We start from the raw sequence: 10102 nt of genomic DNA on the forward strand, positions 1-10102 counted from the left end.
TCACTCCACGCCGAGCACCAGCACCGCGTCCGGCTGCCCCGCCCGGTGGACGGCCAGGTCGGCCTCCGGGCGGGTCGCGCGCAGGTGGTCGGCCAGGGCGGCGGCCAGGCTGTCGGGCGCGGCCTCGCCCAGCAGGGCCGTGACGAGCTCGCCGCCCGCGGCCAGCATCCGGTCCACCACGCCGGTCGCGGCCCGCGACACCGCCGCCGGGCTCGCCGGGCCGGGCTCGATGAGGACGACCTCCCCGTCGGCGAACCCGAGCACGTCCCCCGCCGAGCACGGGCCGATCCAGGTGATCGCGTCCGACGCCGCGACCACCACCTCGCCCCGGCGGGTCGCCGCTGCCGCCTCGGCCATCGCCACCACGTCGTCGCCTGCGCGCCGCCGCGGGTCGTGGACCGCCAGCGCCGCCAGCGCCTGGACCGGCGAGGCGCACGGCACCACCACGACGTCCTGCCCCGCGGCCACGGCCCGCGCCGCCGCCTCGTCCGCCGTCGCGGTCAGGTCGGGATGGCCGGGCAGGACGGTCACGTGCGCCGCGCCCGTGCCGGTGATCACCTGCAGCAGCTCGTACGGCGTCGGCGGCAGGCCGTCGTCGACCCGCAGCACCGCCACGCCCTCGGCGAGGAACAGCTCGGCCAGGTCGTCCCCGCGCACCGGGGCGACGACCGCCCGCTCCCGCACGAACCGCGCCGGGCCGTCCGGGACCGCGTCGGCGAAGCGGGCCACCCGGATGCGCCGCGGCCTGCCCGCGTCGATGCCCGCCTCGATCGCCGCGCCGATGTCGTTGCAGTGCACGTGCACCGCCCACAGCGAGCCGCCGTCCCCGGCCACCGACACCGAGTCGCCCAGGTCCTCCAGCACCAGGCGCAGCTCGTCGGCCGCCGCGGCGGACGCGCCCTCCAGCAGGTACATCACCTCGTACCCGTACAGCTCCGAGCCGCCCTCCCGGGCCGCGACGACCGCGGTGTCCGGCGGCCGCAGCGCGCCGTCCACGCGCGCCGCCGCCGTGCTCACCGGCTCGCCCGCGACCACCGCGACCAGCGCGTCGAGCAGCACCACGACCCCGCGCCCGCCCGCGTCGACCACCCCGGCCTCGGCCAGCACCGGCAGCTGCCCCGGCGTCTCGTCCAGCGCGGCCGCGGCGGCCCGCGCCGCGTTCAGCGCCACGTCGTGCAGCGAGTCCCCGGACACCCGCGCCGCCGCGGCCAGCACGGTCAGCATGGTCCCCGGAGCGGGCTCGGACACCGCGGCTCGCGCCCGCTTCGCGCCCTGGCCCAGCGCCGCGAGCAGCCCGCCCGCGTCCAGCGCGTCGGCCGACCACGTCGCCTCGGCCATGCCGCGCAGCAGTTGCGAGGCGATCACCCCGGAGTTGCCGCGCGCCCCGGCCACCGCGCCCTTGGCCAGCACGGTCAGCGCCGCCCCCGCCGTCGACCGGTCCGCCGACGGCGCGCGCAGCAGCGCCTCCAGCGCCGCGCGCAGGGTGTGCAGGAGGTTGGAGCCGGTGTCGCCGTCGGCGACGGGGAAGACGTTGATGCGGTCGATCAGCGCCCGGTGCGCGTCCAGCGACTCCACGCAGGCCGCCGCCCAGCGGCGCACCTCGCCCGCGTCCAGCGCGTCCAGCACCCGCCCGCTCCTTCCGTCCGGGGCAGACTAGCCCCGGTTTGGAGCCGGGAACACCGACCGGCTACCCTGGGACGACCGCTCGGGCCGCCGTGTCCGGGCCTGTGTATCGCAACCCTCGAAGGAGTGTCTGACGTGGCTGCCGTGTGCGACGTCTGTGGCAAGGGGCCAGGCTTCGGCAAGTCGGTCTCGCACTCCCACCGGCGCACCAACCGCCGGTGGAACCCGAACATCCAGACCGTGCACGCCAAGCTGGGCATCTCCCAGCGGAAGCGGATGAACGTGTGCACCTCGTGCATCAAGGCGGGCAAGGTCGTCCGGGGCTGATCCCAGACTTTCCAGCGGCGCCGGTGGCTTTAGGCCACCGGCGCCGCTTTCGCGTCCGCGGCCCGCAGGGCCAGCAGGGCGGCCACCCCGGCGCACAGCGTCATCGCCCCGGCGAGCAGGTAGGTCGGCCGCGCCCCGAGCAGGCCCACGACCGCCCCGCCGAGCACCGTCCCCAGCACGTTCGCCCCGACCAGCACCGCGCCCGCCGCGGCGAACGCCCGCCCGCGCAGCCGCTGCGGGCTGCGGGCCCGCACGATCCCCTGGTTGGTCACGCTCTGCACGCCGTTGGCCGCCCCGCCGACGACGTAGCCGACCGCGGCGGGCGCGGTGACCGGCAGCGCGGCGGGCACCAGCAGGCCCAGCCCCATCACCGCGCACGCCGTGCCCAGCCCGAGCAGCAGCGCGCGCTGGCTGGTCAGCCGCACGGCCAGCCGCGCGCCCGTCAGCACGCCGACCATCCAGCAGGTGTGCAGCAGCCCTAGGGTGACCGCGCCGCCTGCCAAGACCTCGGTGACGTAGAAGACGGTCGCCACGTCGACGAACATCACGCCCAGGCACGCCACCGCCAGGCACAGCGAGGCCACCCGCAGGACCGGATCGCCCATCAGCAGCCGCAACCCTGCGGTGGCCGCTCCGCGCTCGGCGGTGCGCGCCTGCCCGCGCGGGTCGCGTTCGGCGCGCACCAGCGTCAGCAACGCCGCTTGGAGCAGATAGGTCCCCGCGTCCACGTACAGCGCGTCGCGTGTGCCGATCGCGGCCACCAGCAGCCCGCCTGCCGCCGACCCGGCCAGCATCCCCGTCCCGCGCGCGACCCCCAGCCACGAGTAGCCGCGCGCCGAGTCGTCCTCGCCGCAGATCACCGGGACCAGCGCCGCGGCCGCCGGGTTGACCACCGCCGTGCCGCAGCCGAGCACGACCAGCGCCACCAGGATGAGCGGCACGCTGTGCAGCGCGGTCGTCACCACGAGCACCGCGCCCGCCTGCAGGAGCTGGCCCGCGATCATCAGCCTGCGGTTGGGCAGCCGGTCGACCAGCAGGCCCGCCAGCGGCGCGGCCAGCGTCACCGGGACGAACTCGGCGACCAGCACCCCGACGACGGCGTAGGTCCCGGAATCCTTGACGTGCAACAAGAGCACGATCAGCGTGGCGGCGGTCCCGAACAGCGACACGGCGGTGCCGCTCGCCACCAGCGCCAGGTCCCGGGTACCCCGCACCCGTGCCAACCTAGCGGCCGCGCGCCCGCCGGTGGCCGGGATTCACCCGCACAGCCGCAGGGGGCGTCAGGGCAGCTTCCAGTCCACGGGCGCCGCGCCCTGCTCCTCCAGCAGCGCGTTGGCCCGGCTGAACGGCCGCGAGCCGAAGAATCCCGCGCTGGCCGACAGCGGGCTCGGGTGCGCCGACTCGATCACCGGCACCGAGCCCAGCAGCGGCTTGAGGTTGCGGGCGTTGCGGCCCCACAGGATCGCCACCAGCGGCCCGCCGCGGGCGGCCAGCGCGCGGATCGCCTGCTCGGTCACCTGCTCCCAGCCCTTGCCCTGGTGGGAGTTCGCCTTGTGCGGCTCGACGGTCAGCGCCCGGTTGAGCAGCAGCACCCCGTTCTCCGCCCACGGCGTCAGGTCGCCGCTGGAGGGCGTCGGGTGCCCGAGGTCGGCGCAGTACTCCTTGTAGATGTTGATGAGGCTCTTGGGCGGGGCCACGCCCGGGGCCACGGAGAACGACAGGCCGACCGCGTGGCCCGGCGTCGGGTACGGGTCCTGGCCGACGATCAGCACCCGCACCTCGTCGAACGGCTGCTGGAAGGCGCGCAGGACGTGCTCGCCAGCGGGCAGGTAGCGCCTGCCCGCCGCGATCTCCTCGCGCAGGAACTGACCCATGCGCGCGATCTGGTCCTCGACCGGCGCCAGCGCCTTCGCCCACCCGGCTTCGACGATCTCGCTCAACGGCTTCGTCACGCCGGAGAACCCTACTCAGCCCGGTCGCCGCGGCATCGCCCGGTGGATCTCAATCCCGGACGCGCAAGCCGCGCGGCCTAGGTGATCCCCGCTCGCCTTCACACCGCGGTCTGCGCCCGCAGCGGCTTGCCCAGGTGGATCGCCAGCGGGGCGTCCGCGTAGTGCCCGAACGGCGTCACCCCGGTGTAGCCGGAGCTGCGGTAGAGCGCGACCGCCTCGGGCTGCTTCGAGCCGGTCTCCAGGATCAGCTGCTCGTGCCCGGCCGCGGCCGCGGTGGCCTCCAGCTCGGCGAGCATCTGCCGGGCGTACCCGCGCCCGCGCGCCCGCGCCACCACGAACATCCGCTTGATCTCGGCGGCGGCGCCGTGGCTGCGCCAGCCGCCGGTGGCGACGGGCAGGTCGTCCTCGTAGCCGACCAGGAACAGCCCCAGCGGCGGGGCGAACTCGGCGGGGTCGACGGGGGATTCGTCCGGTCCGCCGTAGCGGATCACGTACTCCTGCTGGACTTCGGCGATCAGCGCCTGGGAGTCGGGGTGGTCGTAGGCTCGGATCTCGATGCGCACGGCCGCCATTCTCCCAGGCCCGGGCTCAGCGCCAGTGCTGCCAGCCGGGCACCCCGGTGTAGGGCTTGCCGTCGATGGTGACGCCGGTCCCGCGGGCCACCGAGCCGATCACCCGGAACTCCGGCGGCACCGCGGCCGCGGTGGGGAAGGTCGCGGCCAGGGCGTGGTCCTCGCCACCGGTCAGCACCCAGTGCCGGGCGTCGGCGCCCAGGGCCGAGGCCACCTCGATCAGCCGCTGGTCGACCGGGATCAGGTCGCCCACCAGGTCGATGGCCACAGTGGAGGCTTCGGCGACGTGCCCGAGGTCGGCGAGCAGGCCGTCGGAGACATCGATCATCGCCGTCGCGCCTGAGACGGCCGCCGCGGGGCCTGCGGCGTAGGGCGGGCTGGGCGCCCGGTGCGCGCCGACGACGGTCACCGGGGACCGGAATCCCCGGCCCAGCACGGCCAATCCGGCCGCGCTCCAGCCGAGCTTGCCCGCGACCGCGACGACGTCCCCGGGCCGCGCCCCCGCCCGGGTCACCGGGGCCCGGCCGTCCAGCGAGCCCAACGCGGTGACCGAGATCACAAGCGACTCGGAGCGGGCCATGTCGCCGCCCACGACGCCCACCCCGGCGCGGGCCGCCTCGGTGGCTAAGCCCGCCGACAGCTGGTCCACCACGGCCGCGGGCGTGGTCGACGGGCACGCCAGCCCGACCAGCAGCGCGGTGGGCGACGCGCCCATCGCGGCGATGTCGGCCAGGTTCACCGCGGCGGCCTTGCGGCCCACCTGGTCCGGCGGTGACCAGTCGAATCGGAAGTGGACGCCCTCGACGAGGACGTCGGTGCAGGCGACCACGCGGCCGTCCGGGGCGGCCACCACCGCGGCGTCGTCCCCGGGGCCCAGGAGGGTGGCCGCGCCCTTGGGGCGGCCGCCGGTGATGCGCCGGATCAGGGCGAACTCGCCCACGTCGGCCACCGTCTCCTCGACATCGCCCACACGGTCCTCCAATTGTCGGAATCCCCACTATTGGCGGCGAGTGGGGTACGTTTCACGACACGTTCCTACCCGTTGACGACTCCCAGCCGCGAAGGGGCGCGCCGTGGTCCATGCATACATCCTGATCCAGACCGAGGTGGGCAAGGCAGCCGCCGTGGCCGCCGAGATCTCCGGCATCCCCGGCGTCACCACCGCGGAGGACGTCACCGGTCCCTACGACGTCATCGTGCGCGCCGAGGCCGACAACGTCGACCTGCTCGGCCAGCTCGTGGTCGCCCGCATCCAGGCTGTGGAGGGCATCACGCGAACGCTCACCTGCCCGGTGGTCCACCTCTAGCGCGTGGTCTAGTTAGGGGGTGACCGAGTCCCGCACCGCACCGCCGCGGGCCGCGGTCGTCGCGGCCGCCGTCCTGGTGGGACTGCTCGCCGTCGGCGTCATCGTGGCCAGCCGGTTCGCCCCCGACGCCGACCAGCCGACCGTGTCCGCCCAGACCGGCCCGCTGGGCCTGGTCCCGGTGGACGCCCCGCAGGCGACCTCGCCGGACTGCGCCGACCTGCTGGCCGCGCTGCCCGCCGAGCTGCCCAGCAACGGCGCGGTGGTGGCCCAGCTGGCGATCGCCGACCCCGCCCCCGCAGGCGCGCGGGCCTGGGGCGAGCGCATGGACCCGGTGGTGCTGCGCTGCGGGCTGCGCAAGCCGCCGGAGCTGACCCCGACCTCGGCGCTGCAGGAGATCTCCGGGGTCAAGTGGCTGCCGGTGCGCGGCGACCTGTCCACCACGTGGTTCCTGGTCGACCGCCCGGTCTACGTCGCGGTGACCATGCCCGACAGCGCGGGCAGCGGTCCACTCCAGACGATCTCGGCGGTCGCCGGGCAGCGGTTGGCCGCCCAGCCGGTCGACCCGTAGGCGGATTTGTCGGCCGCGGTCGACATAATCGGGCGCGACGGGAAGGGACGTGATGGTCGCGCTGGGTGAGCGCCTGGAGAAGGCGGTCGGCAAGAAGTCGGCGGACGCGCTGGCGGCGGCCTTCGAGCTGCGCACCGCGGGCGACCTGCTGCGCCACTACCCGCGCCGCTACGCCGAGCGCGGGCAGCTCACCGACATCGCCGGGCTGGAGGTCGGCGAGCACGTCACGGTGATGGCCCAGGTCGTCTCGATCAACAAGCGGCAGATGCGCACGAAGCGGGGCACGCTGGTCGAGGTCGTCATCACCGACGGCAAGCGCTCGCTGGAATGCGCCTTCTTCAACCAGCCCTGGCACATGGACCGGCTGCGCCCGGGCATGATGGCCCTCTTCGCGGGCAAGGTCACCGCCTTCCGCGCGAAGCTCCAGCTCGCCAACCCCGACTACCAGCTCCTCGACGCCGAGGACGGCAGCGGCGACCTCCCGGCCGCGCAGGTGGTCGAGGAGTTCGCGGGCGGCATGATCCCGGTCTACCCGGCCACGGCGCGCATCCAGTCCTGGCAGATCGCCAAGTGCGTCGGGCAGACGCTGGACATGCTCACCGAGGTCGAGGACCCGATGCCCGAGGCGCTGCGCGAGCGGCTGGGCCTGTCCGGCTACGAGGACGCGGTGCGCGCGGTGCACCGGCCCGCCGACCAGGCCGCCCTCCAGGTCGCCCAGCACCGGCTGAAGTGGGACGAGGCGCTGGCCGTGCAGCTGGCCCTGGCCCGCAGGCGCTCGGCCGCGCACGCCCGCCCCGCCCCGGAGTGCCCGCCCAAGTCCGGCGGCATCCTCGACGCCTTCGACGAGCGGCTGCCCTTCGCCCTGACCGCGGGGCAGGCCGAGGTGGGCGCGGCGATCGCCGAGGACCTGGCCCAGCGCCACCCGATGAACCGGCTGCTCCAGGGCGAGGTGGGCTCGGGCAAGACGGTCGTGGCGCTGCGGGCGATGCTCCAGGTGGTCGACTCCGGCCGCCAGACCGCGCTGCTGGCCCCCACGGAGGTCCTGGCCGCCCAGCACGCCCGCTCGCTGACCGACCTGCTCGGCGACCTCGCGGGCGCGGGCCAGCTCGGGGCCGCGGACAACGCCACGCGCGTCGTGCTGCTGACGGGCTCGATGGGGGCGGCGGCGCGCAAGCAGGCCCTGCTGGACATCGTCTCCGGCGAGGCCGGGATCGTGGTGGGGACGCACGCGATCATCCAGGACAAGGTGACCTTCGCCGACCTGGGCCTGCTCGTGGTCGACGAGCAGCACCGCTTCGGCGTCGAGCAGCGCGACGCGCTGCGCGGGCGGCCGGGGGAGACCAGCCCGCACGTGCTGGTCATGACCGCGACGCCGATCCCGCGCACCGTGGCGATGACGGTCTACGGCGACCTGGAGGTCTCCGCGCTGCGCGAGCTGCCCGCGGGCCGCTCGCCGATCTCGACCAGCGTGGTGCCGGTGTCGGAGAAGCCCGCGTGGCTGGACCGGGCGTGGGAGCGGATCCGCGAGGAGGTCGGCAAGGGCCACCAGGCCTACGTCGTCTGCCCGCGCATCGGCGACGGCGAGTCCGCCGACGACGTCGCCGAGGACGGCCCGGACGACGGCACGCGCAAGCGGCCGCCGCTGGCGGTCGCGGACGTGGCCCCGATGCTGGCCGACGGCCCGCTCGCCGGGCTGCGGGTGGGCGTCCTGCACGGCCGCCTGCCCGCCGACGAGAAGGACGCGGTGATGCGCGCCTTCGCCGCGGGCGAGATCGATGTGCTGGTGGCCACCACGGTGGTCGAGGTCGGCGTCAACGTGCCCAACGCGACCGTCATGGCGATCATGGACGCCGACCGGTTCGGCGTCTCGCAGCTGCACCAGCTGCGCGGCCGGGTGGGCCGGGGCTCCGCGCCGGGCCTGTGCCTGCTGGTCACCGACATGCCCGCGGGCACCGCGACCCGGGAGCGGCTGGCCGCCGTCGCGTCCACATTGGACGGTTTCGAGCTGGCCCAGCTGGACCTGGAGCTGCGCCGCGAGGGCGACATCCTGGGGGCCAGCCAGTCCGGGGCCAAGTCGGCGCTGAAGCTGCTGTCGCTGCTCAAGGACGTCGACATCATCGAGGCCGCCCGGGATGTGGCGCAGGCGCTGGTCTCGGCCGACCCGGCGCTGTCGGAGTTCCCCGGCCTCGCGGCGATGGCCGAGCAGTTGGTCGCCGACGACCGGGCGGAGTACCTGGAGAAGTCCTGAGCCCTCGGATGGGGGACTGGCCCGTCCTGGCCGGGTGAATGCCCTTGGCCCGCCGCGCCGCCGTAGGGAAGTGTCCGGGGGCGGAGGGGATGCGACATGCGGCGGACCTGGGTGGCACTGCTGGTCATGGCCCTGGCGTCGACGGGCTCGACGGCGGCGGCGGACGAGCGCATCATCGGCGGCGAGCAGATCGGCATCGACGAGGCGCCGTGGGTGGTGAGCCTGCAGGACACCAGCGGACACCGCTGCGGCGCGGTGATCGTGGCCAACGACACGCTGCTGACCGCGGCCCACTGCACCGCCGACGTCTCCCCGTGGGAGCTGTCGGTCCGCGCGGGCACCGACGACCTCGGCCGCGGCGGCGACGTGCGCCGGGTGTCCACGGTCGTGCAGCACCCGGACTACGACCCGGGCACCAGCGACTACGACATCTCCGTCCTCCGCCTGCGCACCCCGCTGATCCTGGGCCCGGAGATCACCCCCATCGCCGTCGCCGACACCGAACCCCACGCGGGGGAATGGGCTTGGGTGGTGGGTTGGGGCGCCGTCGTCGAATACGGCCAGATCGTCGACCACCTGCGCGCCGTCTCCGTCCCGATCGTGACCGAGACCGCCTGCAAGGACTCCTACGGCGCGACCGCCATCACCGCCCGGATGCTGTGCGCAGGCCTCCCGGAAGGCGGCCGCGACGCCTGCCAGGGCGACTCCGGCGGCCCCCTCACCATCGCCGACCGCGAGGTGGTCGGCCTAGTCTCCTGGGGCCACGGCTGCGGCCGCGCCCGCTACTACGGCATCTACACCAACCTGGCCGACCCAACCCTCCGCCCCTGGATCCACCACAACGCAGGCGTCTAACCCACCCGCCTGCACCCCCTCGGCCGGCCGAGGCCCTCGCCACTCACCAACGCCCGACCCCAGCAGACCCAACGGCCGCCCCGCGGCGCTGCCGGTCCGGTTATGCCCCACCCTGCGGGGAATCGCCGGCTGCTTCCCGCGGCCGACCGCCTACCCGGCTCGCCTCCGCCCCTCGCCGCTGACCGGTTCCTTCCTGCGCCAGCACCCGAATCGGCGAGCCGACGACCGTCCCGCGGCGCTGCCGGTCCGGTTGAGCCCTGCCCAGTGGCGTATCGCCGGATGCAATCCGCCCTGTCGCTCGTCGAGGCCCGGTTCCTGCTCGCCTCGTGCCTGCATCGGGCGGGCCGATGGCCGTCCGGCGGCGCTGTCGGTCCGGTTGAGTCCTGCCCAGTGGTATTGCCGGATGCCGTCCGCCTTGCCACTCGCTGAGGCCCGGTTCCTGCTCGCCTCGCGCCTGAATCCGGCGGGCCGATGGCCGTCCCGCGGCGCTGTCGGTCCGGTTGAGCCCTGCCCAGTGGCGTATCGCCGGATGCAATCCGCCCTGTCGCTCGCCGAGGCCCGGTTCCTGCTCGCCTCGCGCCTGAATCCGGCGGGCCGATGGCCGTCCCGCGGCGCTGTCGGTCCGGTTGAGCCCTGCCCAGTGGCGTATA

10 protein-coding genes are annotated in these 10102 nt (G+C 75.0%); 5 read left to right on the forward strand and 5 right to left on the reverse strand.

All coding sequences use genetic code 11. The annotated features are described in order from the left end of the window. Complete coding sequence (locus tag ACWEPX_RS13335; RefSeq protein ID WP_451897495.1) at window positions 1-1623, reverse strand: DAK2 domain-containing protein; 1623 nt, start codon at window positions 1621-1623, stop codon at window positions 1-3. Between the two features lie 135 nt (window positions 1624-1758). Here ACWEPX_RS13335 and rpmB point away from each other — a divergent pair, with 135 nt between their 5' ends. Continuing rightward, window positions 1759-1950 (forward strand): 50S ribosomal protein L28, encoded by a 192-nt coding sequence (rpmB, locus tag ACWEPX_RS13340; RefSeq protein ID WP_189213385.1) that lies wholly within the window; start codon window positions 1759-1761, stop codon window positions 1948-1950. A gap of 29 nt (window positions 1951-1979) precedes the next feature. Here rpmB and ACWEPX_RS13345 read toward each other — a convergent pair whose 3' ends face one another. The 4 genes from ACWEPX_RS13345 to ACWEPX_RS13360 all read right to left on the reverse strand — a co-directional run bounded on the left by ACWEPX_RS13345 (window position 1980) and on the right by ACWEPX_RS13360 (window position 5444). Further along, window positions 1980-3164 carry an MFS transporter gene (locus ACWEPX_RS13345; protein ID WP_451897397.1) on the reverse strand — a complete coding sequence of 395 codons (1185 nt, stop codon included), beginning with the start codon at window positions 3162-3164 and terminating at the stop codon, window positions 1980-1982. 66 nt (window positions 3165-3230) lie between these two features. Beyond that, on the reverse strand, window positions 3231-3902 hold the full coding sequence (locus ACWEPX_RS13350) for a uracil-DNA glycosylase (protein WP_451897398.1): 672 nt from the start codon (window positions 3900-3902) through the stop codon (window positions 3231-3233). A gap of 98 nt (window positions 3903-4000) precedes the next feature. Further along, the gene (locus ACWEPX_RS13355; protein ID WP_451897399.1) at window positions 4001-4474 is read right to left on the reverse strand and encodes a GNAT family N-acetyltransferase; all 474 of its coding nucleotides are present in this window, start codon (window positions 4472-4474) and stop codon (window positions 4001-4003) included. Between the two features lie 16 nt (window positions 4475-4490). Continuing rightward, window positions 4491-5444: a thiamine-phosphate kinase gene (locus ACWEPX_RS13360; RefSeq protein WP_451897400.1), complete on the reverse strand. Its 954-nt coding sequence runs from the start codon at window positions 5442-5444 to the stop codon at window positions 4491-4493. Window positions 5445-5547: 103 nt separating this feature from the next. Between ACWEPX_RS13360 and ACWEPX_RS13365 the strand changes: the two genes are divergently transcribed. The 4 genes from ACWEPX_RS13365 to ACWEPX_RS13380 all read left to right on the forward strand — a co-directional run bounded on the left by ACWEPX_RS13365 (window position 5548) and on the right by ACWEPX_RS13380 (window position 9452). Then, on the forward strand, window positions 5548-5781 hold the full coding sequence (locus ACWEPX_RS13365) for an Lrp/AsnC family transcriptional regulator (RefSeq protein ID WP_189213381.1): 234 nt from the start codon (window positions 5548-5550) through the stop codon (window positions 5779-5781). A gap of 19 nt (window positions 5782-5800) precedes the next feature. Further along, the gene (locus ACWEPX_RS13370) at window positions 5801-6349 is read left to right on the forward strand and encodes a DUF3515 domain-containing protein (RefSeq protein WP_451897401.1); all 549 of its coding nucleotides are present in this window, start codon (window positions 5801-5803) and stop codon (window positions 6347-6349) included. A 52-nt stretch (window positions 6350-6401) separates the two neighbouring features. Further along, the gene (recG, locus tag ACWEPX_RS13375) at window positions 6402-8597 is read left to right on the forward strand and encodes an ATP-dependent DNA helicase RecG (RefSeq protein WP_451897402.1); all 2196 of its coding nucleotides are present in this window, start codon (window positions 6402-6404) and stop codon (window positions 8595-8597) included. 96 nt (window positions 8598-8693) lie between these two features. Then, entirely contained in the window at window positions 8694-9452 is a 759-nt protein-coding gene (locus ACWEPX_RS13380) for a serine protease (RefSeq protein ID WP_451897403.1), read from the forward strand. Window positions 9453-10102 lie beyond the last annotated feature (650 nt).

The organism is Actinokineospora sp. NPDC004072 (assembly GCF_053604195.1).

Excerpts from the sequence above, each read along its gene's own strand:
- ACWEPX_RS13355 (WP_451897399.1), bottom strand. The coding sequence starts at position 4,474 with ATGGCGGCCGTGCGCATCGAGATCCGAGCCTACGACCACCCCGACTCC.
- recG (WP_451897402.1), top strand. The coding sequence starts at position 6,402 with ATGGTCGCGCTGGGTGAGCGCCTGGAGAAGGCGGTCGGCAAGAAGTCG.
- ACWEPX_RS13380 (WP_451897403.1), top strand. The coding sequence starts at position 8,694 with ATGCGGCGGACCTGGGTGGCACTGCTGGTCATGGCCCTGGCGTCGACG.